27 protein-coding genes are annotated in these 26,790 nt (G+C 68.8%); 11 read left to right on the top strand and 16 right to left on the bottom strand.

All coding sequences use genetic code 11. The annotated features are described in order from the left end of the window. Window positions 1-2: 2 nt before the first annotated feature. Window positions 3-1,649 carry an ATP-binding protein gene (locus HV786_RS04410; protein ID WP_128827234.1) on the bottom strand — a complete coding sequence of 549 codons (1,647 nt, stop codon included), beginning with the start codon at window positions 1,647-1,649 and terminating at the stop codon, window positions 3-5. A gap of 140 nt (window positions 1,650-1,789) precedes the next feature. On the opposite strand from HV786_RS04410, the gene HV786_RS04405 reads away from it, so the two are divergent. The 3 genes from HV786_RS04405 (at window position 1,790) to HV786_RS04395 (ending at window position 5,837) form a co-directional block, all read left to right on the top strand. Continuing rightward, complete coding sequence (locus HV786_RS04405; protein WP_056326252.1) at window positions 1,790-2,311, top strand: sigma-70 family RNA polymerase sigma factor; 522 nt, start codon at window positions 1,790-1,792, stop codon at window positions 2,309-2,311. Continuing rightward, window positions 2,308-3,279, top strand: a complete 972-nt coding sequence (locus HV786_RS04400; protein WP_175210100.1) for a FecR domain-containing protein — start codon at window positions 2,308-2,310, stop codon at window positions 3,277-3,279. The genes HV786_RS04405 and HV786_RS04400 overlap by 4 nt, the downstream gene beginning before the upstream one ends. 95 nt (window positions 3,280-3,374) lie before the next feature. Continuing rightward, window positions 3,375-5,837, top strand: coding sequence for a TonB-dependent receptor (locus HV786_RS04395; protein ID WP_175210098.1), 2,463 nt, complete (start codon window positions 3,375-3,377; stop codon window positions 5,835-5,837). On the opposite strand, the gene HV786_RS04390 is transcribed toward HV786_RS04395, so the two are convergent. Genes HV786_RS04390 through acnA form a run of 3 tightly spaced genes read right to left on the bottom strand, consistent with a single transcriptional unit; the run spans window position 5,834 to window position 10,456 of the window. Further along, window positions 5,834-6,883 carry a lactonase family protein gene (locus HV786_RS04390; protein ID WP_175210096.1) on the bottom strand — a complete coding sequence of 350 codons (1,050 nt, stop codon included), beginning with the start codon at window positions 6,881-6,883 and terminating at the stop codon, window positions 5,834-5,836. The genes HV786_RS04395 and HV786_RS04390 overlap by 4 nt on opposite strands. Before the next feature lie 49 nt (window positions 6,884-6,932). Continuing rightward, window positions 6,933-7,829 carry a GntR family transcriptional regulator gene (locus HV786_RS04385; RefSeq protein ID WP_128827236.1) on the bottom strand — a complete coding sequence of 299 codons (897 nt, stop codon included), beginning with the start codon at window positions 7,827-7,829 and terminating at the stop codon, window positions 6,933-6,935. Next, window positions 7,826-10,456: an aconitate hydratase AcnA gene (gene acnA / locus HV786_RS04380; RefSeq protein WP_175210094.1), complete on the bottom strand. Its 2,631-nt coding sequence runs from the start codon at window positions 10,454-10,456 to the stop codon at window positions 7,826-7,828. Before acnA ends, HV786_RS04385 begins: the two co-directional genes overlap by 4 nt. A gap of 89 nt (window positions 10,457-10,545) precedes the next feature. On the opposite strand from acnA, the gene HV786_RS04375 reads away from it, so the two are divergent. Then, complete coding sequence (locus HV786_RS04375; protein WP_175210092.1) at window positions 10,546-11,529, top strand: Bug family tripartite tricarboxylate transporter substrate binding protein; 984 nt, start codon at window positions 10,546-10,548, stop codon at window positions 11,527-11,529. 35 nt (window positions 11,530-11,564) lie between these two features. Here HV786_RS04375 and HV786_RS04370 read toward each other — a convergent pair whose 3' ends face one another. Then, window positions 11,565-12,221, bottom strand: a complete 657-nt coding sequence (locus HV786_RS04370; RefSeq protein WP_128827238.1) for a 2OG-Fe(II) oxygenase — start codon at window positions 12,219-12,221, stop codon at window positions 11,565-11,567. A gap of 153 nt (window positions 12,222-12,374) precedes the next feature. Here HV786_RS04370 and HV786_RS04365 point away from each other — a divergent pair, with 153 nt between their 5' ends. Together HV786_RS04365 and HV786_RS04360 are read left to right on the top strand one after the other, a co-directional pair. Beyond that, window positions 12,375-13,064 carry an HAD family hydrolase gene (locus HV786_RS04365; protein ID WP_056326271.1) on the top strand — a complete coding sequence of 230 codons (690 nt, stop codon included), beginning with the start codon at window positions 12,375-12,377 and terminating at the stop codon, window positions 13,062-13,064. Between the two features lie 94 nt (window positions 13,065-13,158). After that, window positions 13,159-13,677 carry an MgtC/SapB family protein gene (locus HV786_RS04360; RefSeq protein ID WP_128827239.1) on the top strand — a complete coding sequence of 173 codons (519 nt, stop codon included), beginning with the start codon at window positions 13,159-13,161 and terminating at the stop codon, window positions 13,675-13,677. 66 nt (window positions 13,678-13,743) lie between these two features. Here the strand turns inward: HV786_RS04360 and HV786_RS04355 are convergent, their stop codons facing one another. The 6 genes from HV786_RS04355 to HV786_RS04330 form a co-directional block, all read right to left on the bottom strand. Beyond that, complete coding sequence (locus tag HV786_RS04355) at window positions 13,744-14,490, bottom strand: SDR family oxidoreductase (protein ID WP_175210089.1); 747 nt, start codon at window positions 14,488-14,490, stop codon at window positions 13,744-13,746. A gap of 89 nt (window positions 14,491-14,579) precedes the next feature. Next, window positions 14,580-14,972: a VOC family protein gene (locus HV786_RS04350; RefSeq protein ID WP_056326283.1), complete on the bottom strand. Its 393-nt coding sequence runs from the start codon at window positions 14,970-14,972 to the stop codon at window positions 14,580-14,582. Between the two features lie 60 nt (window positions 14,973-15,032). Continuing rightward, window positions 15,033-16,034 carry a formylglycine-generating enzyme family protein gene (locus HV786_RS04345; protein ID WP_082586390.1) on the bottom strand — a complete coding sequence of 334 codons (1,002 nt, stop codon included), beginning with the start codon at window positions 16,032-16,034 and terminating at the stop codon, window positions 15,033-15,035. Window positions 16,035-16,194: 160 nt separating this feature from the next. Continuing rightward, a complete protein-coding gene (alkB, locus tag HV786_RS04340; RefSeq protein WP_128827240.1) occupies window positions 16,195-16,854 on the bottom strand; it encodes a DNA oxidative demethylase AlkB in 660 nt (219 codons plus the stop codon). A 1-nt stretch (window position 16,855) separates the two neighbouring features. Then, entirely contained in the window at window positions 16,856-17,569 is a 714-nt protein-coding gene (locus HV786_RS04335) for a 2OG-Fe(II) oxygenase (protein ID WP_128827241.1), read from the bottom strand. A gap of 78 nt (window positions 17,570-17,647) precedes the next feature. After that, window positions 17,648-19,189 carry a phospholipase D family protein gene (locus HV786_RS04330; RefSeq protein ID WP_128827242.1) on the bottom strand — a complete coding sequence of 514 codons (1,542 nt, stop codon included), beginning with the start codon at window positions 19,187-19,189 and terminating at the stop codon, window positions 17,648-17,650. Between the two features lie 118 nt (window positions 19,190-19,307). Between HV786_RS04330 and HV786_RS04325 the strand changes: the two genes are divergently transcribed. Continuing rightward, complete coding sequence (locus tag HV786_RS04325; RefSeq protein ID WP_128827243.1) at window positions 19,308-19,883, top strand: helix-turn-helix domain-containing protein; 576 nt, start codon at window positions 19,308-19,310, stop codon at window positions 19,881-19,883. A 6-nt stretch (window positions 19,884-19,889) separates the two neighbouring features. Continuing rightward, window positions 19,890-20,426 (top strand): GNAT family N-acetyltransferase, encoded by a 537-nt coding sequence (locus HV786_RS04320; RefSeq protein WP_128827244.1) that lies wholly within the window; start codon window positions 19,890-19,892, stop codon window positions 20,424-20,426. A gap of 21 nt (window positions 20,427-20,447) precedes the next feature. Here the strand turns inward: HV786_RS04320 and HV786_RS04315 are convergent, their stop codons facing one another. Further along, complete coding sequence (locus HV786_RS04315; protein WP_056326291.1) at window positions 20,448-20,780, bottom strand: hypothetical protein; 333 nt, start codon at window positions 20,778-20,780, stop codon at window positions 20,448-20,450. Window positions 20,781-21,040: 260 nt separating this feature from the next. Here HV786_RS04315 and HV786_RS04310 point away from each other — a divergent pair, with 260 nt between their 5' ends. Beyond that, window positions 21,041-21,856, top strand: a complete 816-nt coding sequence (locus tag HV786_RS04310) for an SDR family NAD(P)-dependent oxidoreductase (protein WP_128827245.1) — start codon at window positions 21,041-21,043, stop codon at window positions 21,854-21,856. Here the strand turns inward: HV786_RS04310 and HV786_RS04305 are convergent. Together HV786_RS04305 and HV786_RS04300 are read right to left on the bottom strand one after the other, a co-directional pair. Next, window positions 21,853-22,608, bottom strand: coding sequence for a sulfite exporter TauE/SafE family protein (locus HV786_RS04305; protein WP_175210088.1), 756 nt, complete (start codon window positions 22,606-22,608; stop codon window positions 21,853-21,855). The two genes, HV786_RS04310 and HV786_RS04305, sit on opposite strands and share 4 nt — an antisense overlap. Window positions 22,609-22,627: 19 nt before the next feature. Then, entirely contained in the window at window positions 22,628-22,768 is a 141-nt protein-coding gene (locus HV786_RS04300) for a hypothetical protein (protein WP_175210086.1), read from the bottom strand. Between the two features lie 123 nt (window positions 22,769-22,891). Here HV786_RS04300 and HV786_RS04295 point away from each other — a divergent pair, with 123 nt between their 5' ends. Further along, window positions 22,892-23,905, top strand: a complete 1,014-nt coding sequence (locus HV786_RS04295) for a LysR family transcriptional regulator (protein WP_175210084.1) — start codon at window positions 22,892-22,894, stop codon at window positions 23,903-23,905. On the opposite strand, the gene HV786_RS04290 is transcribed toward HV786_RS04295, so the two are convergent. Then, on the bottom strand, window positions 23,829-25,229 hold the full coding sequence (locus HV786_RS04290) for an MATE family efflux transporter (protein ID WP_128827246.1): 1,401 nt from the start codon (window positions 25,227-25,229) through the stop codon (window positions 23,829-23,831). The genes HV786_RS04295 and HV786_RS04290 overlap by 77 nt on opposite strands. Window positions 25,230-25,362: 133 nt before the next feature. On the opposite strand from HV786_RS04290, the gene HV786_RS04285 reads away from it, so the two are divergent. Continuing rightward, a complete protein-coding gene (locus HV786_RS04285; RefSeq protein WP_056326992.1) occupies window positions 25,363-25,839 on the top strand; it encodes a MarR family winged helix-turn-helix transcriptional regulator in 477 nt (158 codons plus the stop codon). Here HV786_RS04285 and HV786_RS04280 read toward each other — a convergent pair. Next, window positions 25,826-26,725 (bottom strand): DMT family transporter, encoded by a 900-nt coding sequence (locus tag HV786_RS04280; protein ID WP_175210082.1) that lies wholly within the window; start codon window positions 26,723-26,725, stop codon window positions 25,826-25,828. The two genes, HV786_RS04285 and HV786_RS04280, sit on opposite strands and share 14 nt — an antisense overlap. Between the last annotated feature and the right edge of the window lie 65 nt (window positions 26,726-26,790).

Genomic DNA, 26,790 nt, shown 5'->3' with positions numbered 1-26,790 from the left:
CATCAGCGCATCAACGCATGCACCTGGCTCGACAGGTCATCGAGCATGAAGGGTTTGAGCAGCACCGGCGCGTCGCTCGCCGGAACATTGGCGCCTTCGGCGCTTTCGCCGTAGCCGGTGATGAACAGCACCTTCATGCCGGGCCGCATCGCGCGGCCGGTTTCCGCCACGCGCCGGCCGTTCACGCCGCCCGGCAGCGCCAGGTCGCAGACCAGCAGATCGATCCGCGGCAGGGCGGTCAGTTGCCGTAGGGCGCTGGCGCCATCGGTGGCCTCGATCACGTCGTAGCCCATTTCCTTCAGCACTTCGGCCGTGACTTCGCGTACTGCGGGGTCGTCCTCGGCCAACAGGACCGTGCCCCCTTGCAGGACGCGGGGCGGCTGGTCCGCTGTCGCGACGGCCGAGGCCATGTCGACCCCGGCGCCACCGTGGCGCGGGAAAAACAGGTCGATGTCGGTACCCTGGCCCGGTTGGGAGCGCACCTGCACGTGCCCGCCCGATTGCCGGACGAAATCGTGCACCAGCGACAGGCCCAGACCCGTGCCGCGGTCGGCCGGCTTGGTGGTGTAGAAGGGCTCGAACATGCGTTGCACGGTTTCCGCCGTCATGCCGCAGCCCGTGTCGGAGACGCGCAGCAGCACGTGATCGCCGGCCTGCAGGCCACGGTCGCGAGCGGCGTCCGCGTCCAGCGTGACGTTGCGCGTTTCGATGCGCAAGATGCCGCACGCGTCGAGGGCGTCGCGCGCGTTCAGGCACAGGTTCAGGAGCGCGTTCTCGAGCTGGTGCGAGTCAACCCATACGGGCCACAACCGGGGCGCGCAGTCCATTTCCAGCGTGACTGCGGATCCGGCGCTGCGCGCGATCAACGCTTCCATGCCGTCGATGACGCCATTGATGTCCACCACCGAACGCTCGAGCGGCTGGGTGCGCGAGAAGGTCAGCAGGCGCCGCGTCAGGACGGCCGCCTTTTCGGCGCCGCTTTTTGCCACGGCGATGTGGCGGTCGAGGTCATCGGTGTGGCCGCGCGCGAGACGTTGCGAAAGCAGTTCCAGGCTGCCTGAAATCCCAGTCAGCAGGTTGTTGAAGTCGTGCGCGACGCCGCCGGTCATTTGGCCAATGGCTTCCATCTTCTGGCTTTGCCGCAGGGCCTCTTCCGTCAGGCGCAGCGCATCGGCCTGGGCCTTTTCGGCCTCGATCCGCGCGGTGGTCTCGATGACGGTGTCGATCATGCCGACGACCTTGCCATGTTCGTCGTACACCGGGCTATAGCAGAACGTGAAGTGCGCCAACTCCAGGCGGCCGTACCGCGCGAGCTCGACGGGATAGTCCTCGATGAAGGTGGCCTCGCCGGCAAAGGCGCGTTCGGCGATGGGGCCGATCTGGAACCAGGCTTCGCGCCAGACATCACTGAAAGGGCGGCCCAATGCGTCGGGCTTGGCGCCCAGGATGGGCACGAAAGCATCGTTGTAGATGGAGATCAGGCCCGGGCCCCACACCAGACAGGACGGGAACCTGGACGACAGCACCATGCCCACGGCAATGCGCAGGGAAGCGGGCCAGTTGGAGAGGGGACCGAGCGGAGTGGCCGACCAGTCATGACTGGCGACCCGGGCACCCATTTGCCCGCCGCTGGCAAGGAACTGAGGCATGGACGGGTCGTTCGGCATGGCACTCGTGGCTGTGGCGGGAAGGTGTCCGATTCTATCGCACCGCCCCGAAGCACGCGCGAGTGCGAACGGCTCGTATAGAATAAAAACAATTCCTATTTGCATGAAAGCCGAGGTGCGCCTTGCCTGCGCCGCTAATTCCATCCGCCGACAACGTCACGAAGCTCTATCGCGAACACCACGGCTGGCTCTCGGCATGGCTGCGCAAGAAGCTGGGCAGTTCCTTCGATGCCGCGGACCTGGCGCACGACACGTTCGTGCGGCTGATGGCCGGCCGGCGCCGGGAAGACACCGGCGCCGAGCCGCGCGCGCTGCTGGCCCACATCGCCAAGGGTCTGGTGGCGGACCACTGGCGCCGCCGGTCGGTCGAAGACGCCTACCTGGCCGCGGTGGCGCAAGTGCCGCCCGCCGAAGCCCCCTCGCCGGAGGCGCGCGCACTGATCCTGGAAACGTTGCACGCCATCGACGCCGCCCTGCATTCGCTGCCGTCCCGCACTCGCGAGGTCTTCCTGCTGTCGCAGTTCGACGGCATGGGCTATGACGAGATCGCCCGGCAGCTTCGCGTGTCGCTCTCGACCGTAAAGCGCCATATGCAGGCTGCTTTTGCCGCCTGCCTGATCGCCTACCAGGCGGATGCGGCATGAACGCGGTCATCGACCCCGCCATCCTTGAAGAGGCGGCCGGCTGGCTGGTGCGCGTGCAGTCCGAAACGCTGTCGGCGGCGGATAGCGCGGCGCTGGACCGTTGGCGGGCCCGCAGCGCCGATCACGAAGCCGCGTGGCAACGCGTCGAGACGATGTTGCGCAGCTTCGGCCAGGTCCCGCCGCACATCGGCGGGCAGACGTTGCGCCAGGCGCACCGCGCCGGGCGCCGGCAGGCCGTGCGGGCGCTGGCCGGGTTGCTGGTGCTGGGACCGGCGGCCTGGATGGGCGCGCGCGAACTGCCCTGGCGCGAATGGCGCGCGGACCTGCGCACGGCCACGGGCGAGCAGCGCCGCATCGCGCTGGCCGACGGCACGCAGCTGGTGCTGAACACGGCCAGCGCCGTGGACGTCGACTACACCCCTGCCCAACGCGTGCTGTGGCTGCGTGCGGGAGAAATCCTGCTGACCACGGGGCATGATCCTGCGCCCGTGCCGCGCCCTTTCCTGGTGCAGACGACCCAGGGCGTGTTGCGTGCGCTGGGAACGCGCTTCATGGTGCGCGACGAGGGCGCGCGCGTCCGCGTGGCGGTGTTCGAAGGCGCGGTCGAGGTCCGGCCTGCCCGGGAAGGCGCAAACCCGTTGGTGCTGGCCGCGGGCGAACAGACCGTCTTTTCCGCCGAGGAGGCTGCCGCGCCCGTCTCCGCCGATCCGCTGGCGGCATCGTGGGCGGACGGGATGCTGGCCGCGCGCAACTGGCGGCTGGCAGATCTGGTGGCCGAGCTGGGCCGCTACCGCCACGGCGTGCTGCGTTGCGATCCCGGGGTGGCCGGCCTGCGGGTGTCGGGGGCGTTCCCGTTGAACGACATCGACGCCAGTCTGCGACTGCTGGAAAAGACGCTGCCGGTGCGGGTGAGCCAAGTGACGCCGTGGTGGATCACGGTCGCGCCGCGCGCCGCCGTTACACATTAATCGCCGATCGGCTGACACTTTTTTCCGCTTCGTCCGGTGTACCGGGTGAACCGCCGCGACATGCGCGCCACCCCATACCCACGAAGGATCGCTTGATGGTTTCCCGACTCTCCCGTCCGCCCCGCCTGCCGCGCGGCCTTGCCGTTCTGTCGCCAGCGGCGTCGCTTGTCCGGGCCGCCGGCCTTGGGCTGGCGCTGATTGCGGCCACGGGAACGCTGGCGCCGGTGCACGCGGCCGAGCCCGCCGCTGCCGCCGCGCGCAAGTCCTACGCCATCGCGGCCGGACCGCTGGGCGACGTGCTGGCGCAGTTTGCCGCCACCGCGGGGGTGCCGCTGTCGTTCGATCCCGCCCTGGTGGCGGGCCAGCATAGCGACGGCCTGCAGGGCGCGTACACCGTGCGCGAAGGGTTCGCCCGCCTGCTGTCGGGGTCCGGCTATGCCCTGTCGGAACAAGGCGGCGGCGCATACTCGCTGCGCAAGCTGCCGGTGGCCGCTGGCGAGACCACCGTGCTGCCCGCGGTGACCGTCGCCGGGGCAGGCGTGAGCCCGTCCGCGCTGCCCGCTGAGTTTGCCGGCGGCCAGGTGGCGCGCGGGGCGCGTCTGGGCCTTCTGGGCAATCGCGACGTGATGGATACGCCGTTCAATGTCACCAGCTATACGGCGGAATTGCTGGCGAACCGCCAGGCCGTGACGCTGGCCGATGCGCTGACCGTCGAACCGTCGGTGCGCTTTACCGGCCAGATCGGCGGCGTGACCGACTCGTTCTACATCCGCGGCTTTCCAATCGGGGAAGGCAACCTCGGCGAAATCGCCTTCGACGGCGTCTATGGCGTGGCGCCCAACTACCACGTCTTCACCGACTACATCGAACGGGTGGAAGTGCTGAAAGGGCCGGCGGCGCTGCTGTACGGCATGTCGCCCAACAGCGGCGTGGGCGGCGTGATCAACATGGTGCCCAAACGCGCGCTGCCCGAGGACCTGACCCGCGTGTCGGCCGATTACGTCGGCGACTCGCAGTTCGGCGCCCGGGTGGACCTGAGCCGCCGGTTTGGCGAGGCGGGCGAGTGGGGCGTGCGGGTCAACGGCATGCAACGGCAGGGCGACACGCCGCTGGACAACATGACCTCGCGCACGACCATCGGCGCGCTGTCGCTGGATTACCAGGGCGAACGGCTGCGCGCCTCGCTGGACCTGCTGACGCAGCACGAGAAGATCGACGCCCCGACGCGGCCGTTCCTGGTGGCGCCCGGCATTGCCGTGCCGCGCGCGGCGGACGGCCGCCGCAACGCCACGCAGCCGTGGGGATGGTGGAAGTCCGACGGCCAGTCGGCGCTCTTGCGCGTGGAGTACGACATCAGCGACCGGCTGACCGTCTTTGCGGACGCGGGCGGTTCGGATACCGCGGTCTCGCGTCTGTCGGACCAGACGCCCACCATCGTGAACGAGGCCGGCGACACGGTCGTGACGCCCAACAACTTCCGCTTCCAGGTCGACCGCAGCACCTACAACGCCGGGTTGCGCGCCAAACTGGACACGGGGCCGGTGCGCCACGCCGTCAGCTTCATGGGCAGCCTGTACAGCGACCGCAACAGCCAGGCCAGCGTGAGCGGCACGCCGCTCACGTCCAACATCTACCGTCCGATCACCCGTCCCGAGCAGCATATTCCCGCGCCGGCCAACGTGCCCAAGGTGTCCTCGTCCGATCTGTCCGGGCTGGCGCTGGCCGACACGCTCAGCATCCTGAACGAGCGTGCGCAGCTGACGCTGGGCCTGCGCCACCAGCGCATCGAGTCGCGCAACTTCAATGGCGCGACGGGCGTGCGCACCGTCAGCTACGACGAAAGCGCGACCACGCCGCTGGCGGGCCTGGTCATCAAGCCCTGGCACAACGTGTCGCTCTACGCCAACTACATCGAAGGCCTGAGCAAGGGCGACGTGGCGCCCGCTACCGCCATCAATTCGGGAGAGGTCTTCAAACCCTACAAGGCCAAGCAGAAGGAAGTGGGCGTCAAGGTGGAGCTGGACAGCGCGATGGTGACGCTGAGCGCCTTCGAGATCACCAAGCCCAGCGGGCAGCTCACGAACGGGGTGTATGCCGCCGACAGCGAGCAGCGCAACCGCGGGCTGGAGCTGAATGTGTCCGGCGAGCCGTTGCGCGGCCTGCGCCTCTTGGGCGGCGTGACGCTGCTGGATGCCGAGCTGACGCGCACCAGCAGCGCGGCCACGCAGGGCAACCGGCCGGTGGGCGTGCCGACCGTCGCGGTCAATCTGGGCGCCGAATGGGATACGCCGTGGGTGACCGGGCTGACCTTGACGGGCGGCATGGTCTATACCGGCCGCGAATACATCAACCAGGCCAACACGCAGTCCGTGCCGTCGTGGACGACGTTCGACCTGGGCGCGCGCTATGCCCTGAAGGTGCAGGGCCGGGACGTTACGCTGCGCGCCAATGTGGTCAACGTGTTCAACCGCGCCTACTGGTCCGGCGTGGCGTCGTACGGCACGATCTCGCAAGGCGTGCCGCGCACCGTGATGCTGTCGGCGTCGATGGACTTCTAGGGGCCGGCGAACACCATGCACACCGGGCTGCCAACGGGCAGCGCGTAGTCGTCATGCGTCAGCGTGCCGCGCGCCGGATCGACGCGAAAGCGTTGCAACGTATCGCTGTCTTCGTTCAGCGCGAAGAGGAACCGGCCGTCGGGCGACAGCGTGAAAAAGCGCGGCGTGCGGCCGTGGGAACGGGTGTGCTGCACCGCCGCGAGCCGTCCGCTGGCCGGGTCCACGCTGAACACCGCGATGCTGTCGCCGCCGCGGTTCGACGCATACAGATGCAGACCGCCCGCGCCGAGCGCGATGCCGGCGGCGCGGCTGTTGCCGGTGTAGGTGTCGGGCAGGGTGGGCAGCACTTGAAAGGGTAGCAAGACCCCTTCCTGCACGGCGTATCCGGTGACGGTGTTGTCCAGTTCGTTGACGACATAAAGCCATCGGCCGGAAGGATGAAAGACGGCGTGGCGCGGCCCCGCGCCCTCGCGCGTGGCGACGGCGCTGGCGGGCTGCGCGGCCAGGCCGCGCGCGTCCGCCGCATACAGAAAGACCCGGTCCAGTCCCTTGTCCGGCACCGCGACATACCGGCCCGAGGGGTCCAGCACGTTGAAATGCGGCTTGGAAAACGGCTGTTCCTTGCGGTGCGGGCCCGGCTCGCCGGCCAGCGGCACGGCCTGCGCCACGGCCTGCAACGCGCCGTCCGCCGCCACCGGCAGCACCGCCAGCGTGCCCGTCAGGTGGTTGGACACCATCAGGTAGCGGCCAGAGGGCCCCAACGCCAGATGCACGGGATTGCGGCCTTCGCATCCTTGCGTGTGCCACGGCTTTAGCGTGCCGTCGCGCGGATCGCGGCGCAGGGCGCTGACCTCGCTGCTGTCGCCATGCACGGTGTAGATCACGTCAAGGGTGGGGTGCGGCAACAGATACGACGGGTTGTGCAAGCTGCCCAAGACCTGCTTGAGCGTCAACGTTCCCGAGCCGGGCGCGTAGTCGTACACGCTGATGCCCTCGCCGCGGGCGTTGCGTTCCCGGGTGGTCCGGGAGCCGATGTAGACATGCATGGCGCGAGCCTCTTTTCTGCCAGTTGAAAACGGCCGCGCCCCGCGCGGCCTACGAAGTCAGGATGCCGCTGATGCGGGCCAGGTTGTCGAGTGTGCTGCGCAGATGGGCGGCCAGCGCGTCGGCCGCTTCGTCGTTGCGCTCGCGTTCCAGCAGGTCCAGGATGGCCAGGTGCTGATCGCAATGCTGCTTGTAGCGGCTGCGGTCCTGCATCGAGCGGTACGACAGCAGGCGGCGCACGCGGTTGACGCGTTTAATTGTGTCGATGAAGAACGGATTGCCCGAGGCTTCCACCAGCGACTCGTGGAATCTCACGCCGCGATCATGCAGCTGATCGGCGGTGTCGGTGGCAATGCCGCCCTCAAGCAGGTGCATTTCGGCGGCGCGGCAGCGCGCCAGCACGGATTTGTCGATGTGAAAGCCCGGTTCGCGCAGCGCCGCCGGCTCCAGCGCCAGGCGCAGCCGGTAGGACTGCAGCAGGCTGTCGGGCGTGGTCATCATGGAAGAGAACTCCCACCCGTAGCCCGGCCGGCGCTGCGCCCAGCCCTCCTGCGAGATGCGGGCCAGCAGCGCCTGCGTCTGCGCCTGCGTAAGCGCGTAGCGCGTGCGCAGCAGCGCTTCGCTGCACTGCATGGGCAATTCGCCGCGCAGCAGTTCGTCGGCCAGCGCGAAGTACGTCTGCGTGACGATGTCGTCCGCCGACGGGGGCGTGATGTCCGCGGGGGCGTCGCCCGTCGCGTCGAAGTCGCGCAGCAGGAAATACCCGCGGTTGGGCTTGCGCGCCACGACGCCGTGCTGCGCCAGGATGCCCAGCGCATCGTTGACCGGCGAACGCGACAGCCGCAGGCGGTCGGCGATCTGTTGCGCGCGCAGGTGCGCGCCCTCCTGCAGGCGGTCTTCCCGGATCAGGTCCAGGATCTTCGTGACGGTATTGGTTTGCGCGCTCATGGGTGGCGGACGGCCGATGACAGGGTGTCCGACAGGATAGCGGGAATGACGCCGCCCAACTGCAACAGGCGGATCTCCAGCCGCGTTTCGACCGCGGCGGTGGTGGTCAGCGGTTCGGTCCCGCCCTGTGCGCGCAGAATGCGAACCGGGATGGCGGCGCGGGGCGTCAGCGCGGCGGCATCGGCATCGATGTCGATCCGGTCGCCCGGTTCAAGCCGCAGGGTGCCGGGCGTTACGCCGTCCGGCAGGCGCAGCGGCAGGATGCCCATGCCGATCAGGTTGGACCGGTGGATGCGTTCGAAGCTGACAGCCAGCACCGCGCGGATGCCGAGCAGGCGCTGGCCCTTGGCCGCCCAGTCACGCGACGAGCCCGTGCCGAAGCGCGCGCCCGCCACCAGCACCGCCGGCTGCGAGGCCTCGGCGTAGTGCGCGGCGGCCTCCCAGATGGGTTCCAGCCTGCCGCTGGGTGCATGCAGGGTGTGACCCACGGGCGCTGGCGGACAGAGCAGATTCGTCAGGCTCTTGCTGTAGAACGCGGCGCGCATCATGACTTCCCAATTGCCGCGGCGCGAGGCGAACACATTCAGGTCATTGCGGTCGTCGCCGCGTTCGACCAGGAAGTCGGCGATCAGGCTATCCGGCGGGATCGCGCTGGCGGGCGACAGATGGTCGGTCGTGACGTCGTCGCCCACCACCAGCAGCGGATACGCGGTGTAGCGGCCAAGCTGGCTGACCGCCTCGGTACTGGCAAATGGCGGCCGGCGCAGCGCGGTCGAGGCGGGGTCCCACGGAAATCGGGGCGTGTCGGGCGATTGCAGGGCCTGCCAGGCGGGATTCGCGCTGGCGATCTTGAAGGCCGCGCGATAGTCCTCGGGACGCTGCCCCGCGGCCAAGGCCGCATCGATCTCCGCTTCCGTCGGCCACAGGTCCGCCAGATGGACCGCGCGGCCATCGGACGTCACCTGGACGGGGTCGCGGCTCAGGTCCCGTTCCGCGTCCCCCGCCAGCGCGAACGCGATGACCAGCGGCGGCGACATCAGAAAGCCCAGATCCAGGTCGGGATGAATCCGCCCCGTGAAATTGCGGTTGCCGGACAGCACCGCGACGGGGTGGATGGCGCCGTCGGCCAGGGCATCGCGCACCACCGCCGGCAGCGGGCCCGAGTTGCCGATGCAGGTGGTGCAGCCGTAGCCGACGATGTCAAAACCCACGGCGGCCAGGTCGTCCAGGAGACCCGCGCGCGCCAGATAATCGGCTGCGGCCGGCGAGCCCGGACCCAGCGAGGTCTTGACCCACGCCGGCGGCCGCAATCCGGCCTGGCGCGCCTTGCGGGCCAAGAGGCCGGCGGCGGTCAGCAGGCGCGGATCGGATGTGTTGGTGCAGCTGGTGATCGCGGCGATGGCGATGGCGTGGCGGGGCAGGGCCGTGTGCGCGCGCGGCGTGAAATTTAGCGCGGCAAGAATGGCGCGGGTCTGGCCGTAGGGATGCAGGTCCTGCGGACGCTTGGGGCCCGCCACGTGCATCTGCACGGCGTCCAGCGCAAGGTCGACCACGCGGGTATAGCGCGGCTCAGCGTTCGGATCCAGCGCGATGCCGGTGCATTGCGCGTAGGCCTCGATGCGGGCGATCTGCGCCTCGTCGCGGCCCGTCTGGCGAAGGTAGGCCAGCGTTTCCCCATCGATCGGAAAGTAGCCCGTGGTGGCGCCGTACTCGGGCGCCATATTGGCGACGACGCAGCGGCTGCCGGCGGGCAGCGTGGCCACGCCCGGTCCGAAGAATTCGACGAATTCGCCGGAGACGTGGATGGCGCGCAGGCGCTGCGTGACGGTCAGCGCCAGATCGGTGGCTGTCACGCCCGGCTGTAGCGCGCCGGTCAGCCGCACGCCGATCACATCGGGAATGCGCAGCATCGTCGGCATGCCGAACATGACCGTCTGCGCCTCCAGTCCGCCCACGCCCCAGCCCAGCACCCCGATGCCGTTGATCATCGGCGTGTGGCTGTCGGTGCCGATCATCATGTCGGGATACAGGGCGATGCCGTCGGGGCCGGGTTGCTGGCAGACCACCGTGGCCAGCTGCTCCAGGTTGATGGTGTGCATGATGCCGGTGCCCGGCGGGTGGATGCGGACATTCGTCAGCGCCTTGGAGGCCCAGCGCAGGAAGCGGTAGCGCTCGGCGTTGCGGCGCAGTTCCAAGTCAAGGTTGCATTGCGCCGCGTCGGCGCGCGCATAGGCCTCGACGGCCAGCGAGTGGTCGACCGACACGTCCACGGGCAGCACGGGGTTCAGGACCGCCGGATCGACGCCGGCCTCGGCCAGCGCGTCGCGCATTGCGGCAATGTCGACCAGCGCGGGGGTGCTGGTTGTGTCGTGCATCAGGACGCGGCTGGGTTGGAAGGCGATCTCCGCTTCGCTGGTGCCGTGCGCCAGCCAGCCGAACAGGGCGGCCACGGCGGCGTCGCGCTCGGCACCCTGCATGTTGCGCAGCGCGTTTTCCAGCAGCAGGCGCAGCACGACCGGCAACCGGAAATAGTCCACGCCGAACTCGGCCGGCAGGTCCGGGCAGATGTACCGGATGCCGTCCAGGGTGAAGTGCGTGCGGCGAAGCGGGGCATTGGTGTTTTCCATAGCTGCCAGTTTTGCATATTGACTGCATAAAATGCAATTAAGGAAAAACCCGGCCACGCAATGACGCTGGCCCCACCGGAGACAAAATCATGCCCCCCATTCGCACCCTGGCCGCTGCCGCGGCCCTGGCGATCGCCGCCTCATCGCTCCTGCACGCCGCAGACCTGCCGGCAAACCGGCCGATCACCTTGATCGTCCCGTTTGCGGCGGGCGGCGGCGTGGACGGCATGGGCCGTCTGCTGGCCGAGCGGCTGCGCAGCGAACTGCCGCAGGGCGTCGTCGTGGAGAACAAGCCCGGCGCGAGCGGCATGCTGGGCGCGGCGGCGGTCGTGCGCGCCGCGCCGGATGGCGCCACGCTGCTGCTGGGGTCGGCCGGCGAGACCGCCATCAATCCCCTCGTCTTCAAGACCAAGATGCAGTACCAGCCCGAGAAGGACTTGGCGCCCATTGCGCTGATCGCGCGTGTGCCCAACGTGCTGGTCGCCAATCCCAAGCTACCGGTCGCCTCTGTCGAGCAGCTGGTTGCCTATGGCCGCGCGCATCCCGACAAGCTGACGTACGCGACCAGCGGAGTGGGCAATCCGCAGCACCTGAACGGCGAGCTGCTGCAGTCGCTGGCGGGCATCAAGATGGTTCACGTGCCGTACAAGGGCGCCGCGGCGCAATTGGTGGACGTGGCCGCGGGCAGCGTGGACCTCACCTTCGTCAGCCTGGCGGGCGCCTTGCCCTTCATCAAGAGCGGCAAGGTCAAGCCGCTGGCGGTGACGTCGGCCAAGCGCGCGTCGTTTGCGCCGGACATTCCGGCGCTGGCCGAGTACGCGCCGCTCAAGGACTACGCGCTGGAAAACTGGTTCGGCGTTTTCGTCCCGGCGGGCACGCCGCCGCAGGTGCAGCAAAAGTTGGCAGCCGCCATCGACCGCGCGCTGAAAGATGAGAAATTCGTGGCCAGCATCCGCGAGCTCGGCGGCGAAGTGCAGCCCATGAGCCAGGACGCATTCCGGGCTTTCATCAAGGCGCAGACGGCGGTGTTTGCCAAGGTCGTGGCCGACGGCAATATCACGGCCGAGAATTGATCCGAAGGCGCTGCGGGCCGCTGCGTGGTTTGCGGCTACGGCGCGTCGTGCAGCATCAGATTCAGGCTGACGTGTTCGCCGCTGCGCACGCGGCTGATGGCCTGCCGCGCGGTGACGCGATAGATGCCCTGCGCGCCCTGCACAGGCCGGTGCGACGTTGCGATTACCGCCGCGTCGCCCAGTCCCATCGGCAGTACCAGGGGACGTGACTGCATTCGAGGGCGCTGCTCGGTCATGACCAGTTCGCCGCCCGTGTGGTCAACACCGGCTTCGGACAGCAGGACGATCAGCCGCAGCGGAAATACGCAGGTTCCGTCGGCGTGCTGCAGCAGCGGCTGGTAGCCGTCCGTGGGGATGCGCTGGAGAGCGGACAGGCTGCGCGATTGGCCCGCCTGGCGGTTCATTTGCGTGTAGGCGGCCAGCGCGTCGGGATACGAGGCGTCCAGGTCCAGCGCCGCCGCCCAGGCGCGCGCTATGGGAAGCAGGCGGTCGTAGAGGCCGGCGCGCAGGTGGGCAAGCGGCGCGGGCAAGGGATCAGGCAGGGGGGTGGACTGCGGGAAAGCATGAGCCAGCGCGCGCGCGTCGTCCGGCGCGTAAAGCCCGGGCAGCATCGTCCAGCCCTGCGCGTTCAGGTCCTGGGCAACGCAAGTCCAGTCGTAGTGGCCGAGCGGCCTGGAATCGGGCGTGGTCATGGTCAGTAGGCGGGCAGGTCGAAGTGACAGCTTAGCCACTCCCGCCCGCCCGGGCACTCCGCGGCTTGCTGCGTGGCGGCCCCGCCCGCCCGGGGATGCAGTGGCCGTGCAGTATGCTTACCCGCTTCATGGACACTCCCTTCGCTGCCCCCAATGACTGATTTTCCCTTTGACGCCGTGCTGTTCGACTGTGACGGCGTGCTGGTCGATTCCGAACCCATCACCAGCCGCGTGCTGACCGAGATGCTCAATGAGCTGGGCTGGGGCATCACGCACGCCGAGACGATGGAGATCTTCACGGGCAAGGCGGTCAAGGACGAACTGCCGCTGATCCAGGCGCGTACCGGCGCCACGATCACGCCAGCATGGTTCGACCAGTTCCGCCAGCGCCGCAACGACGCGCTGGACCGCGACCTGGTCGAGATTCCCGGCGCGCCGCATGCCGTGCGCGCGCTGCACGAGGCGCTGAGCGGACGCATTGCCGTGGCCTCGGGGGCGGACCGGCGCAAGGTCGAGCTGCAACTGGTCAAGGTCGGGATTGCCGACTGCTTCGAGGGCCGCGTCTTCAGCGGCCACGAAATGCCGCGCAGCAAACCCTTCCCGGACGTGTACCTGGCGGCCGCGCAGGCGCTTGGCGTGGATCCGAAGCGTTGCGCGATCGTGGAAGACACCGTCACCGGCGCGACGGCGGGCGTGGCCGCCGGCGCCACCGTGTTCGGGTACAGCCCGGGCGAACCCGGTCACAGCGGCGCACAGGCGCTGCGCAGCGTGGGCGTGGCGCACGTCTTTACCGACATGCGCGCGCTGCCGGCGCTGCTGGCGGGTTGGCAGGCCGCCGCCTGATACGCAACGGCCGCGCCGCACGCGCGCGTCCGGGCGTGGCGGACTGCCCGCCGCCTGCTATGCTCGGTTTCTCCTCGGATCCAAGGACTCGTCGATGTCGCAAATCTGGCTGGAAATCTGGACTGCCGTGCGCACTGAATTTGCCGATATTCCCGATGTGGCAGAGGCAACGCGCATCGTGCTGCGCTTAAGCATGGCCGTCCTGTTGGGCGGCCTGCTGGGTTACGAACGGGAACGCAGCGGCAAGGCGGCCGGGCTGCGCACGCATATGCTGGTCGCGCTGGGCGCGGCCATTTTCGTGCTGGTGCCGCTGCAGGGCGGGATGGAAGTCGGAGACCTGAGCCGCGTGCTGCAGGGTGTGATCGCGGGCATCGGCTTTCTGGGGGCGGGCGCCATCATCAAGCTGGGCGCCGAGCGCGAAATCCATGGTCTGACGACATCGGCCAGCATTTGGATGACGGCCGCCATCGGCGTGGCCGCGGGCATGGGACGCGAGGCCACGGCGGTCGTCAGCACCTTGATGGCGCTCTTCGTGCTGGCCGTGCTGCGGCGCGTCGAATCGCGCATTTCCGAAAGCCAGGCGAAGTCCGTGATTTCCACGGACGACAAGTAGTCGTCCCGCATTGCCGGCCTGGCCGGATGCCGGTGCCGGCCTGGCAAAAGCTTGCCGGGCCGCGCGCTAGCTGCCGCCCGACACCTCGATGAACGATCCGCTGGTATAGCCCGCCTCGTCCGAAAACAGCCACATCACCGCCCCGGCCACTTCTTCCACCGTGCCGCCGCGGCGCAGCGGAATGACGCTTTTCAGGCGGTCCACGCGGCCCGGTTCGCCGCCGCTGGCGTGCATCTCGGTGTAGATCGTGCCCGGGCGCACCCCATTCACACGGATGCCTTCGGGTGCAACTTCCTTGGACAGGCCGATGGTCAGCGTGTCCATCGCGCCCTTGGACGCGGCGTAATCCACGTATTCGTTGGGCGATCCCAGACGGGCCGCGGCCGAGGACACGTTGACGATGGCGCCGCCCTCGCCGCCGTGGCGCGGCGACATCCGCCGCACCGCTTCGCGCGCGCACAGGAATGCCCCGACCACGTTGGTGGACAGCACCCGGTGCAGCCGGGCGGCGTCCATGTCTTCGACGCGCATCTGCTTTTCCAGAATGCCGGCGTTGTTGACCAGCGCGTCGATGCGGCCCAGGCGCTCGTCCAGCGTGCGGAACATGCGTACCACCTGATCCTCGTCGGCCACGTCTGCCTGGATGGCAACCGCCTTGCCGCCGCCGCGCGAGATATCGTCCACCACGGCTTGCGCGGCATCAGCATTGGCGTGGTAGTTGACGCCGACGGCGTAGCCGCGGCGGGCGGCCAGTTTGGCAATGGCGGCGCCGATGCCGCGGCCCCCGCCGGTGACCAGCATGACTTTGGACATGGTTTCCTCTTGTTGGGGCATCACGTTAGCAAAGCCGCCGGATCCAGTCGTTGCAGCGCGCATGGCGGGGCATGGCTGCGGGTCCGTGTTCAGGCCGGCTGCTTCAACTGCACCAGCACGAACTCGTTGCCGTACAGGTCGATGAAGTGCGCGTAGGCGGCGGTTTCCTCGTGCACGGGCTCGCGGGTAAAGCGCACGCCCTTGGCCGCGAAGTGGGCGTGATCGCGCAGCACGTCGTCCGTGTAGAACACGCCGACCGGCTGGCCGCCGGTCTGGTCGCCCACGCGATCGCGCTGCGCCTGCGTCTGGGCTTGCAGCAGCCACACGCCCACCGAAGGCTGATCGTGCAGGCGCAGGTGCACATAGCGCTGCTGGCCGACAGGCATGTCGACAGACACCTCCATCCCGAGCTTGTCCCGGTAGAAGGCGATGGCGGTGTCGTAGTCGTTTACAAGCAGGACGAGACGGCCCAGCGTGTGCATGTGAGGATTCTCTTCAAATGGATCGTGCGGCCATGCTAACCCACCAGGCAGTCTTTTTCTTCAGTCGGCGGCGTGGGCTTCGCGCACGAGGCGCACGCCGACCAGCGGATAGCGCGTTTCCTGCGTGTTCCAGTTGCGGTACGACGCGCGCGTGTACAGCGCCCAGGTGTGCCAGGAGCCGCCGCGCCGCACGCGCACGTTGCCGGTGTCCGGACCCTGCGGGTCGTCCGTGGGGGACTTTGCGTAGTAGTCCTCGCCGTACCAGTCCGCCACCCATTCCCAGGCGTTGCCGTGCATGTCGTACAGGCCGAAGGCATTAGGCGCGTAGCTGGCGACGGGCGCGGTGAAGGTGTTGCCGTCGTGGCGTGGCGAGGCGAAGGCCTGCCATTTCGGCCACAGCGGGCTGGCGTCGGCATCGAAGCCGTTGCCCACGTCCGGCATCGCGGCCGGGTCGTCGCCGTTCTGGTAGCGGGTGCGCGTGCCGGCGCGGCAGGCGTATTCCCATTCGGCCTCGGTGGGCAGGCGGTACACGCGGCCCTCCGTCTTCGTCAGCCACTGCGCCAGCGCGGTGGCGTCGTTCCAGCTGATGTTCACGACCGGGTGATCGTCGCCTTGCGCGAAACCGGGGTTGCGCCACGAATACCGGCGGTCGCGGCCTTCGAAGGCGTCGCCCGAGGCAGACGTTTCCGGGTCGTATGCGGCGTTGTAGCCGTAGCCGCCCGTGCCGTCGGCCTCGGACTCCGGCACGTAGCCGGACGCCTCGATGAACCGGCGGAACTGGCCCACCGTGACTTCGGTGCGTTCCAGGTAGAACGGCCGCGTGATGCGGACGGTGTGCACCGGCGCTTCGTCAAAGAGCTGGGCGTGACGCTCCGGCGGATACTGCGGATAGGCGGCGGCCAGCGTGCGGGGGTCTTCGTCGCTGCCCATCTGGAACGTGCCCGCCGGCACGCGCACGAACGTCATGCCCAGCGAGTTCTCGATGATGTCGGGCGGCGTGGCCGCCAGGACGGGCGCGCAGGTCAGGGTGCAGAAGAGGGCGATGGCGGTGCGGGTACGCATGGGTGTCCGACGGGTTGGGCCAGAGGGTGCGCCATAGTAGGGCCGCCGCGCAGCCGCCGCCAGACATGGTGAACCCTCATGTTGCAGGCATCGGACGGCCAGCATGAGCATCCTGCCAAGTCGCAGCACGGCGTGCGGCCACGTCATGGCCGCCGCGCGCCTAACCCGCCTTGCGGATCGTGAAGTTGATGCGCTGGCTGCCCAGCCGCGGATGCGGCAGGTCTTTCAGCGGCATCACGCCATGAAACCGCAGGCGGTCCACGCCGCCCCACACGACGACGTCGCCATGAAACAGCGGCACCCGCGCGGCCCGGTCCGCGCGGTCGTCGCCGCCGAACAGAAACATCGCCGGCATGCCGAGGGACACGGAGACAATCGGCGCGCCGTAATCGCGTTCGTTGCGGTCCTGATGCAGCGACAGGCGTGAGCCGGGCGCGTAACGGTTGACCAGGCACGCATCCGGCGCGAAGTCCGCAAAGCCGGCTTCCCGCGCAGCGTCCTCGGCCAGCTGCCTGAAGGCCTGCGGCATCGCCGGCCAGCGTTGGCCGGACACGGGGTCGATGCGGCTATAGCGGTAACCGCGGGCATCCGTTGTCCAACCCAACTCGCCGCAATTGGTCAGGGCCACCGACATCGTGTAGCCGCCGGGCGTCTCCATGTGGCGGAACGGGGCCTGCGCGATCACGTCGTCCACGCCGGCCAGCAGCGCGTCCACGGCCGGTAGCGCAAACCCGCGCAACACCACCGATTGCGCACCGAGCGCCACGCGGCCGTGCTGGGCGGGATCGTCGCCGCCAAATAGGTCCAGGGTCGAGGTCATGTCACACCGCGTCGTGAAAGATGATGCCCAGTGTGTGGCGCCGGCCCGAGCGCAGTTCGCTCACGCCGTGGCGCATGGCCGCCTTGCGCCAGCCGCGCACGCCCGCGACGGGGCGCTGGTTCACCGTGAAGATCAGCGCATCGCCTTGCTGCAAGGGCAGCACGTCGGCGCGCTGCTCGCGGCTGCTGGTCTCGGTCATGACGAATTCTCCGCCCGTGAAGTCCACGCCGGGCGCCGACAGCAAGAGCGCCACCTGCAACGGAAAGACGTGTTCGCCGTACAGGTCCTGATGCAGGCAGTTGTAGTCGCCCGGCCCGTACCGCAGGATCAGCGGCGTCGGCCGGCGCTGTCCGGCCGCGTGGCAGCGCGCCAGAAAGCCGGCGTGGTCTGCCGGGTACTGCACGTTGATTCCCATCTGGCGGTTCCAGCGGTTGGCGATGGGCGCCAGCCGGGCATACAGCGCGCCGCGCAGGCGGGCAATCGGGCCGGGCAGGGGGTAGCGGAAATACTTGTATTCGCCGCGTCCGAATCCGTGGCGCGCCATCACGACACGGCTGCGGTAGCGATCGTCCTGGTCGTACGCATTGGACAGCACATTGCACTGCGCGGGCGTCAGCAGGGCGGGCAGGATGGCATTACCGTGCGCGTCGAGGTCTGCGGCGGCGCGGGTCCAGTCTTGCTGTGCGAGCAAGGCGTCGGCGGGCGTCAGGGTCATGATCGGCAAAAAAAGGAATGTCGCTGCGTCCAGTCTACGCCTTGCGCGTGCGCCGGCCACTCCGCTTGTTGCGGGCGCCTAGAGCAGCGGTTCCAACGGCAGCTTCGATGCAAACCACACCGTCGCGCGTTGCAGCAGGGTGGCGCCCGGCTCGCGGTCGTGCCGCACCGTCTGGCCGTCGCGTTCCTCCAGCCAATAGAGCTTGCCCATGTCGTCCAGCCGGACGCGGTAGGCGGTGCGGCTCAGCTCCTTGTCGAATGCGTTCTCGATGCCGCGGGCCAATGCGGGGCTGTCGATCACAAAGCCCAGCTCGGTGTTCAGCCGCGCCGAACGCGGGTCGAAATTGAACGAACCCACGAAGACGCGTTCACCGTCCACGGCGAAGGTCTTGGCGTGCAGGCTGGAGCCCGAACTGCCGAAGGGGCCCATGCTTCGGTTGCGTTCGACGCCGTGCGACGCGCGCTTCATTTCGTGGATCTCGACGCCGGCGGCCAGCAGATCCTTGCGGCGTTTGGCGTAGCCGGAATGCACCACCGCCACGTCGGTGGCTTCCAGCGCGTTGGTCAGCACCCGCACCCTGACGCCGTTGCGCGCCATCTTGGCGAACGCGCGCGTGCCGGCGGCGGTGGGCACGAAGTAGGGCGACACCAGCAGCAGATCCTTGGCCGGCACGCCCACGATGTCGTGCAGCTGGTGCGGCAGCATCGCCTCGGGCGGCGCGGTGCCCAGCGTCTTGCGGGGATCGTCGCTGACCATGCGTGTCGTCGACCATTCCAGGGGCAGTTCGCCCCTGAGCAACTGGCGGATGAACGGCAGGTCGCGCATGGCCTGCGCATAGGCCGCGGCCTGCGGCGATCGCTCGACCGTGGCGGCATCGGCTTCCAGTTCCTCCAGTTCGTTGGAGGCCGCCTTCTTGACCAGGCCTTCCACGGGATAAGCGGAATCGCTGCGCCAGTAGCGGTCGAAATCGGCCGACACGTCGCTGACCGTTTCCCCGATGGCCAGCACGTCCATGTCCGTGAACACGACACCGTCGGTGGCGCCAAAGTATTCGTCGCCGATATTGCGGCCGCCGACGATGGTGACCTGGTTGTCGGCGGTGAACGACTTGTTGTGCATCCGGCGGTTCAACCGGTTGAAGTCGGTCAGGTAGCCGAGCGGCTTGGGCCAGCGCACCGCAAACGGGTTATAGAGGCGGACTTCGATGTTCGGATGCCCGTCCAGGGCGGACAGCGTCCGGTCGAGCCCCGCGGTGCCGTTGTCGTCCAGCAGCAGGCGCACGCGCACGCCGCGATCGGCGGCCTCGTGCAGCGCCTCGAACAGCATGATGCCCGTCATGTCGTCGTGCCAGATGTAGTACTGCACGTCCAGGCTGCGCTCGGCCGCGCGCGCCAGCATCATCCGGGCGGCGAAGGCGTCCAGGGGATTGGCGAGGGCATGGATGCCGGATTTGCCCGGATGCGCGGCGGCCAGCGGCGCAATCGCCTGTCCCAGCGGCGTGGTCTGGGCCTGGTCTTCGGGAAGCGCCTGCGACACGCTGCGCTTGTCGAGCGAGGGAAGGGAACAACCGGAGGTCAACGCGCAAAGGATGGTCATGTAGAGGAGTTTGCCCAGTTGCATGACCGCTATTGTGCCGAATCCTGCGCGGGTCCTCCGTAGTGTCCGGCGGCCGAACGAATCGCGCATTGGGGAAACCACGCAGTCGACGGTTTTTCATATACGGGATAAATTCCCAAATATGGAAAACACAAACGCTTCTGCCGACGCCGGGCTGGACCTTCGTCTTGCCGCCCGGCTCAAAACGCTGCGCCAGGAACGCGGCTGGTCCCTGGACGATCTGGCCAGCCGGGCCGGCATCAGCCGCGCCACCCTGTCCCGGCTGGAGAATGGCGAGGTCAGTCCCACCGCCAGCGTGCTCGGCAAGCTGTGCGCCGCTCACGGCATGACCCTGTCGCGCCTCATGCTGATGGTCGAGGACGACTTTGCCGCCTGCGTGCCGGAAGCCGCGCAGTCCGTGTGGGTGGACGACAGCGTGGGCTTCACGCGCCGTTCGGTGTCGCCGCCCTCGCAACGCCTGGCCGGCGAGGTGCTGGCCTGCGAATTGGCTGCCGATGCCCGCATCCATTACGAGCAATCCCCCCGGCCCGGTCTTGAACACCATCTGCTGATGCTGGACGGCGAGCTGTCCGTCACGGTGGACGGGCAGGCGCACCGCCTGCTGCCGGGCGACTGTCTGCGCTACCAGCTATTCGGCGCCAGCACCTTCGTCACCCCGCCGCATCGCGGCGCCCGCTACCTGCTATTCATTGTCTGAGCCCCCATGACGCCTTCAAATCTTGAATTGACGCTGCTGCCGGCCGACGCCGCCGCAGCCTCCGTGTCCGACCTCGCCACCTTGCTGCACGCATGCGTGCAGGGCGGCGCCAGCGTCAGCTTCGTGCTGCCGTACAGCCATGACGACGCGCAGGCGTTCTGGCGCCGCAAGGTGCTGCCGGCCGTGGAAAGCGGCGCGGTCAAGTTGTGGGTGGCGCGGGTGGACGGGCGGGTGGCCGGTTCCGTGCAGTTGGACGTGGATACGCCGCCCAACCAGCCGCACCGCGCCGAGGTGCGCAAGCTGCTGGTGCATCCGGATTTCCGGCGCCAGGGCATTGCGCGCCGGTTGATGGGCGAGGTCGAGGACATGGCGCGGCGGCTGCATCGCAGCCTGCTCACGCTGGACACGCGCACGGGCGACTCGGCCGAGCCGCTATATGCGTCGCTGGGCTACCAGACCGTGGGGGTGATTCCGGGCTTTGCGCGCGATCCGCTCGACCCGGACAAGGTGGATGGAACGACGATCATGTACAAGCAGCTATGACCGGCGTTCGGGGCGGGGCGATCAGGCCAGCGGCTTGATGCCCACGCTGTAGGGCGGCGCGTTGCCGCGGGCGGCGGCCTTGATCTTCAGCATGGAGCCGCCCGGCGTGAACTCGAATTCCTGGTAGGGCACTTCGAACCACTGGTGAAAACTGGTGCGCGAGAACTCCGGCACCCACACCTTTGCGCGCTTCGCATCGCAGTGGAATTCCACCAGGGTGCGGTCGATGCCCAGCGGGCGGGTGTTGCCGATGCGGTAGCTGACGCGCAGTTCGGCGCGTTCGGCTTGGCCGGGCCGCCAGGTCAGGCCGATGGATTCCATGAAGTGTTCGATCGCCTCAATGCCGCGATACATAGCTGACTCCGAAAGCAGCGGGGGCGGTTGCCCCCGTGATGATCCGCCGCGCAAGGCGGCGGCAAACAGACGGATTATCCGCCATATCGCATTGCCGTAGAAATAGGCAGGTTTCACGCAAGATCCTGCCTGTACGCCCGCGCGGACGATTCTTACTATCCTGTCCAGGGCCGCGCCGGCCGTGGTTTTGCCAAGCGCGGCGGCATCGGCCGGGCGGCACGGCATCTTGCCGGCCGCCGCAAGCAAGGAAAGGGAATCGCATGAATACCGAAAAAATCTGGTTGGTGACGGACGTATCGGCGGGCCTGGGCATCACCCTGGTCAAAATGCTGCTGAACCAGGGACACAAGGTGGCCGCCACCTCAGGTGATGGCGATGCGTTGCTGGAGGCGGTGGGCGCCAAGCTCGAAGGGCGGTTCCTGCCGCTGACGGTCAACCTGGCCGACGAGCGCGCGGCGCGCCGCGCCGTCGATGCCGCCGTCGCCGCGTTCGGCGGGATCGACGTAGTGGTGAACGGCGCCGGGCAAGGGGTGCAGGGCGCGCTCGACAGGTTGACCGACGCGCAGTTGCGCGGCACGTTCGATACCCACGTGTTCGGCGTGCTGAACGTCATCCGCGCCGTGATGCCGCGCCTGCGCGCGCAGCGCGGCGGGCATGTGTTCAACATTTCGTCGATCCTGGGCTTCGACGGGCGCACGACGCAATGGGGCGCCTACAGCGCCGCCAAGTTCGCCGTCTGCGGGCTGACCGAATCCTTGGCCGCCGAAGCCGCGCCGCTGGGTATCCGGGTTTCGCTCGTCTATCCCGGGGCGATGCGCGCAGGCGAATCCGAGGTGTCGCCGGAGCTTTCCGCGCGCGGCGCGCAGGGCTGGGATCAGAGCGGCGACCCGGCCAAGGCGGCGCAAGCGCTGATCGATGCCGCGCAGGCGCAATACGCGCCGCTGCACCTGTTCCTGGGCCGCGATGCTTTCGACCAGGCGCGCAGCAAGATCCAGTCGGTGCAGCAGGAGCTGGCGCGCTGGCGCGAGATGTCGGTCTCGATCGGTTTTGTCGACGCACGCCGGCTGGCCGCCTAGACGCCCAGCAGGCCGCGTCCGGCCTGATAGGCGCCCAGCAGCGCCAGGCTGACCATGAAGCACAGCTTGAAGGTGCGCGCGGACATCCGGTTGCGCAGCCGTTGCCCCAAGGCCATGCCGGCCAGCGCGGGCAGCAGCATCAGAAGGGACGCGCTTGCCGCGCCGGCCGTGTAGCCGCCGTTGAGCCACAGGCCCGCAGCAAGCGCCGCGGTCGACACCGTGAAGGAAATTCCCATGGCCTGGATGAGCGCGTTCTTGTCCAGGTTCAGCGCCTGCAGATACGGCACGGCGGGGATGACGAAGACGCCCGTGGCCGCCGTGATGACGCCGGTGACGGCGCCGGCGGCGATGCCCAGCCAGGGTTCGTGACGGGGCTGCACCGTGGGCGGCGCGCCAAACAGTCCCCACCCGGCATAGGCCACCAGCGCCAATCCCAGGCAGATGCCCGCCCACTCGCCCGAAGGCGGACCCAGCCACAGCGCGCCCGCCACCGTCCCGGCGCAGACGCCCGCCTGCATGCCCGCGATCCGGCGGAGCACCGCCCGCAGCGTGACCCTCGGCCGCGCCTGCCACAGGTTGGTGATCAGCGACGGCACGATGAGCAGCGCCGCCGCCTGCGCGGGCGCCATCACCAGTGCCAACAGCGCCATGGAAATCGTGGGCAGGCCCAGGCCGACCACGCCCTTGACCACGCCCGCCAGGACGAACACCGCGACAACGGCGGCCAGCAAAACCGGGTCCAAGAGATTCATGCGGGCTCGCAGTGCGCGGTCAGCGCGTATTGGCGGGCAGGCGTGAGGGGCCGCCGAGATCGTGGTTCGCTTCGGCCACGCCTGAGGCATGCAGCGTGGATGCGGTCTCGGCCACGCGCGGCCAGCACGCGGCGCGGGTGCGCAACGGTGCGAGGTTCATGTTCTTCGCCTTTTCTGAAGGGGGGATGAACGCATTCTGACGATCGCGCCGCGATGCGCCTATCGGGATCTGGCTTATCCAGTCTATGGATGTGCCTGAGGCTCGCGTGCTACGCTTTTTTCCATGCGTTTCGACCTGACCGACCTTCGCCTATTTTTGAATGTGCACGAAACCGGCTCCATCACGGCGGGCGCGGGGCGTTCGCACATGACGCTGGCCTCGGCCAGCGAGCGCATCCGCGGCATGGAAGACGCGCTGGGCGTGCCGTTGCTGGTGCGCGAGCCGCGCGGCGTGCAGGTCACACCCGCCGGGCGCACGCTGGTCCACCATGCCCGGCTGGTGCTGGGCCAGATCGACCGCATGCGCGGTGAACTCGACCACTACGGGGCCGGCCTGAAGGGGCACGTGCGCGTGCTGTGCAACACCACGGCGCTCAGCGAATACCTGCCGCCCGTGCTCGGCGCGTTCCTCAAGGACCACCCGCATATTTCCGTCGACCTGGAAGAACGCCTCAGCCACGAGATCGCCGACGCGCTGCGGGCGGGCGCGTGCGACATCGGGGTGCTGGCGGACTCGGCCGACCTGCATGGCTTGCGCACGCGCATATTCCGGCACGATCCGCTGACGCTGATCGTGCCGCGCGGCCATCCGCTGGCGGCGCAGCCGCAGGTGCTGTTGCAGGACGTGGCCGGGCATGACTTCGTGGGACTGGTGCAGGGCAGCGCGCTGCAGGAACACATTGCGCATCATGCGCGCCGCAGCGGCAGGTCCCTGTCCTATCGCGTGCGGCTGCGCAGCTTCGACGCCGTGTGCCGGATGGTGGGCCAGGGCGTGGGCGTGGCCATCGTGCCGCGAGCAGCGGCGCTGCGTTATGGACGCGCGGCGGGCGTGAGCCGGGTGGCGCTGGCCGATCCCTGGGCCGCGCGCGACCTGGTGCTGTGCGTGCGCGACGATCTGCCTGCGTACGCGGATGAGCTGGTTGCGTATGCGTTGCGCGATGCGCCGGAAAATGTGCGGGCAAATGCGCCGGAAAATGCGTCGGAAAAATCGCCGGCAGGCATCACCGCGCGAACAGCCGTCGCCCCGGCAGGTGCCCGGGGCCGAACCAGGACCCCGACGCGACGGCGGCCAGGATGACCAGGCCGTAGACGCACATTGCCACGGCCGAAATCACGAAGAACACGGTCAGCGACCCGGTCAGGTGCAGCGCAATGCCGCCCGCCCCGATGCCGATGAGCAGCCGCAGGAATCCCGCGGTCAACGGCCACTTCAGCCGGCCCGCGCCCTGCGACGCGAAGTACAGCGAAAAGCCGAGCGCAAAGAACCCGTACACCGGGCCCACCGTGCGCAAGTAGTCGGCGCCCGCCTGCAGCATGTGATCCTGCGCGCCAAAGAGACGCAGCCATGCCTCGGGAAAACACGCCGCGGCCAGCTCGATCGCTTCGGCCAGCACGAAGGCCATCGCCCCGCCGGTCAAGGCGATGCGCATGGCGCGCTCGGGCTGCCCGGCGCCGATGTTGGAGCCCACCATCGCCACCATGGGCGCGCCCAGGCCGAACGCAATCGGCATCAGCAGGTATTCAAGCCGGACCGCCACCCCATAACCCGCGACAGCGGCCTCGCCCGCGTAGGCGCCCACCAATGCGGCGGTCAGGGCCACCAGCGCGTTGGTCAGCAGCGGGTTGATGGTGGCCAACGCACCCACGCTGAGGATGTTGCGCATCAGCGTGACGTGCAGCCGGCTGGCCACGAGCCGCGCCGCGTTGCGGCCGCTGGCGCAGTACGCACCCAGGATGAGCGTGCCCACCGCGTAGTAGATCACCAGCGCCCAGCCGCCGCCGGCCACGCCCAGCGCGGGGAAAGGGCCCCAGCCAAAGATCAGGCACGGCGACAGGGGAATCAGCAGCAGCGCGCCGCCGCAGATGACCGCGCCCGGCACCAGCATGTTGCCGGTGCCCCGGATGGCGCTGGCGAAGGCGTTCATCAGCCACATCAGCACGATGCCGCCAAAGATGACGTTGGAATAGGCCAGCGCCGCATCGAGGGCTGCGCCCTCGGCGCCCAGCGCCCGGTACAGCGCCGGCCCGAAGGCCAGCAACAGCACGCAGAACAGAACGCCCAGCAACGCGTTGAGCACGACCGCGTGCAGCACGAGCTGGTCCGCCTCTTGCTGGCGGCCGCCGCCCAGCGCCCGCGCCACCGCCGCGGATATGCCGCCGCCCATCGCGCCCTGCGATATGTTCTGCATCAGCATCAGGACCGGCACGACCAGCGCCACGCCCGCCAGCACCGGCGTGCCCAAGCGCGCGAGAAACCAGGTTTCGATCAGGCCGGTGGACGACTGCGCCAGCATCATCAGGATGTTGGGCCACGCCAGCCGCGCGAGCGTGGGCGCGATGGGGGCGTGCAGCATGGCCTGCAAGCGCGCATTGGCGGGGCGAGGCGGAACGGTCGCGGTCATGGGACGGGCCGGTGAAAGGGGTCGGCAAAATTTACGTGCATATGCCAATATCTGTCAATATCGCGCTGGACGCGGTGCCTGCCCCGGCGTTAGCGTTATGTCCTTGCCCGCACACTTTCCTTCGCCGCTCGCCATGTCCGACGCCCCGCTCCCTGGCCCCGCCGTTCCTCCGGATCCGCTCATCTGCAACGGCGCGGCGCTGCGCAAGGCGACGCGCCGCGTGTCCCAGTTGTACGACACGGTGCTGGCGCCCTGCGGGCTGAAGGTGTCGCAGCATTCGATCCTGGTGCACATCGCGCGCGCAGGTTCGCCCTCGATGACGGATCTGGCCCGCGCAATGGTGCTGGACCGGTCCGCGCTCGCCCACAACCTCAAGCCCCTGCAGCGCGACGGCTACGTGCGCATGATGCGCGACCCGCTGGACGGCCGCAGCCGCCGGGTCGAACTGACCGAGACCGGCCGCGCGAAGCTGGCCGAATCGCGCCGTCTGTGGAAAGACGCGCAGAACCGTTTCGAGGCCGCCTACGGCGCCGAGCGCGCCGCGGCCCTGCGGCACGCGCTGGCCGACATCTTTTCCGACGAGTTCGCGCTGGCCTTCAGCCGGGGTTAGCAGCCGCCCGCCGCGTGCCGCCCAGCACCACGACCGCGCCCAGCACGCAGCCCATGCCGGCGATCTGCGCGGCCGACAGCGGCTCTTTCAGCACGCCGGCGGCCAGCAGCACGGCGGATACCGGCGCCAGCGCGGTGAACAGCGCCGCTTCCGAGCCGGGCACGCGCGCTGCCCCGGCATACCAGAGCAGAAAGCCGCCCACCGTGGGCACAAGCGCGTAGTACGCGACCGCCGCCACCGCGTCCTGCGTGAATGTCAGCGTCCAGGGCGCCTCCGCGAGGCTGGCCGCGGCCGAAAATACGAGACCAAACGCCGCCATCAGCGTCGACAGCGCCAGCGGCGCAACGGGCGTGCGCAGGCGCTTGTTCAACAGGATGAAGAGCCCCTCGCAAGCCACGGCGCCCAGGATCAGCGCATTGCCGGCCAGCGATCCTGCCTTGCCGGGTCCGGCCGCATGGCCCGACATCAGCCACACGCCGAATGCCGCCAGGCCGATCGCCGCCAAGGCCGCCTTGCCCGGGCGCTCGCCCAGGAGCAGCACGGCAATCGCGGCGGTGACGAGCGGCAGTGTCCCCAGAATGACCCCGCCGTCCACCGCCGATGTGCGTTGCAACCCCGCGATGAGCAGCGTCGTGTACCCCACGCTGCCCGCCACGGCCTGCACGGTCAGCAGCAGCCAGTCGCGGCGGTCCAGCCGGGGCATGCGCGCGCCCGACGCGGCCATCAGCAGCGCGAAGCACGGCAGCGCGATGGCAAAGCGCAACGCGGTCGCGGTGAAGGGCGGCAGGCCAGCGCCAATGATCTTGCTGGCGGTCACGGTACTGCCCACCAGCACCATGGCCCCCGCCAGATAGAGATACCCGAGCCGTTGCTTGCTGATCGCCATCGCGCGCCTTCCCCCTTGTGGAAAAGCGCAGCGTAAGCGGGCGGGGCGGCGTCGGTCTTGAACGA

It is taken from the genome of Achromobacter mucicolens, from assembly GCF_902859725.1.
GTDB lineage: Bacteria > Pseudomonadota > Gammaproteobacteria > Burkholderiales > Burkholderiaceae_B > Achromobacter > Achromobacter mucicolens.
The sequence above is the reverse complement of the archived record's forward strand: the minus strand, read 5'-3'. Positions and strand labels throughout refer to the sequence as shown.

What these genes read in the sequence shown, in the direction of transcription:
- HV786_RS04410 (WP_128827234.1), bottom strand. Translation starts at nt 1,649, where the DNA reads ATGCCTCAGTTCCTTGCCAGCGGCGGGCAAATGGGTGCCCGGGTCGCC.
- HV786_RS04400 (WP_175210100.1), top strand. Translation starts at nt 2,308, where the DNA reads ATGAACGCGGTCATCGACCCCGCCATCCTTGAAGAGGCGGCCGGCTGG.
- HV786_RS04395 (WP_175210098.1), top strand. Translation starts at nt 3,375, where the DNA reads ATGGTTTCCCGACTCTCCCGTCCGCCCCGCCTGCCGCGCGGCCTTGCC.
- HV786_RS04390 (WP_175210096.1), bottom strand. Translation starts at nt 6,883, where the DNA reads ATGCATGTCTACATCGGCTCCCGGACCACCCGGGAACGCAACGCCCGC.
- HV786_RS04385 (WP_128827236.1), bottom strand. Translation starts at nt 7,829, where the DNA reads ATGAGCGCGCAAACCAATACCGTCACGAAGATCCTGGACCTGATCCGG.
- acnA (WP_175210094.1), bottom strand. Translation starts at nt 10,456, where the DNA reads ATGGAAAACACCAATGCCCCGCTTCGCCGCACGCACTTCACCCTGGAC.
- HV786_RS04375 (WP_175210092.1), top strand. Translation starts at nt 10,546, where the DNA reads ATGCCCCCCATTCGCACCCTGGCCGCTGCCGCGGCCCTGGCGATCGCC.
- HV786_RS04370 (WP_128827238.1), bottom strand. Translation starts at nt 12,221, where the DNA reads ATGACCACGCCCGATTCCAGGCCGCTCGGCCACTACGACTGGACTTGC.
- HV786_RS04365 (WP_056326271.1), top strand. Translation starts at nt 12,375, where the DNA reads ATGACTGATTTTCCCTTTGACGCCGTGCTGTTCGACTGTGACGGCGTG.
- HV786_RS04360 (WP_128827239.1), top strand. Translation starts at nt 13,159, where the DNA reads ATGTCGCAAATCTGGCTGGAAATCTGGACTGCCGTGCGCACTGAATTT.
- HV786_RS04355 (WP_175210089.1), bottom strand. Translation starts at nt 14,490, where the DNA reads ATGTCCAAAGTCATGCTGGTCACCGGCGGGGGCCGCGGCATCGGCGCC.
- HV786_RS04350 (WP_056326283.1), bottom strand. Translation starts at nt 14,972, where the DNA reads ATGCACACGCTGGGCCGTCTCGTCCTGCTTGTAAACGACTACGACACC.
- HV786_RS04345 (WP_082586390.1), bottom strand. Translation starts at nt 16,034, where the DNA reads ATGCGTACCCGCACCGCCATCGCCCTCTTCTGCACCCTGACCTGCGCG.
- alkB (WP_128827240.1), bottom strand. Translation starts at nt 16,854, where the DNA reads ATGACCTCGACCCTGGACCTATTTGGCGGCGACGATCCCGCCCAGCAC.
- HV786_RS04335 (WP_128827241.1), bottom strand. Translation starts at nt 17,569, where the DNA reads ATGACCCTGACGCCCGCCGACGCCTTGCTCGCACAGCAAGACTGGACC.
- HV786_RS04330 (WP_128827242.1), bottom strand. Translation starts at nt 19,189, where the DNA reads ATGCAACTGGGCAAACTCCTCTACATGACCATCCTTTGCGCGTTGACC.
- HV786_RS04325 (WP_128827243.1), top strand. Translation starts at nt 19,308, where the DNA reads ATGGAAAACACAAACGCTTCTGCCGACGCCGGGCTGGACCTTCGTCTT.
- HV786_RS04320 (WP_128827244.1), top strand. Translation starts at nt 19,890, where the DNA reads ATGACGCCTTCAAATCTTGAATTGACGCTGCTGCCGGCCGACGCCGCC.
- HV786_RS04315 (WP_056326291.1), bottom strand. Translation starts at nt 20,780, where the DNA reads ATGTATCGCGGCATTGAGGCGATCGAACACTTCATGGAATCCATCGGC.
- HV786_RS04310 (WP_128827245.1), top strand. Translation starts at nt 21,041, where the DNA reads ATGAATACCGAAAAAATCTGGTTGGTGACGGACGTATCGGCGGGCCTG.
- HV786_RS04305 (WP_175210088.1), bottom strand. Translation starts at nt 22,608, where the DNA reads ATGAATCTCTTGGACCCGGTTTTGCTGGCCGCCGTTGTCGCGGTGTTC.
- HV786_RS04300 (WP_175210086.1), bottom strand. Translation starts at nt 22,768, where the DNA reads ATGAACCTCGCACCGTTGCGCACCCGCGCCGCGTGCTGGCCGCGCGTG.
- HV786_RS04295 (WP_175210084.1), top strand. Translation starts at nt 22,892, where the DNA reads ATGCGTTTCGACCTGACCGACCTTCGCCTATTTTTGAATGTGCACGAA.
- HV786_RS04290 (WP_128827246.1), bottom strand. Translation starts at nt 25,229, where the DNA reads ATGACCGCGACCGTTCCGCCTCGCCCCGCCAATGCGCGCTTGCAGGCC.
- HV786_RS04285 (WP_056326992.1), top strand. Translation starts at nt 25,363, where the DNA reads ATGTCCGACGCCCCGCTCCCTGGCCCCGCCGTTCCTCCGGATCCGCTC.
- HV786_RS04280 (WP_175210082.1), bottom strand. Translation starts at nt 26,725, where the DNA reads ATGGCGATCAGCAAGCAACGGCTCGGGTATCTCTATCTGGCGGGGGCC.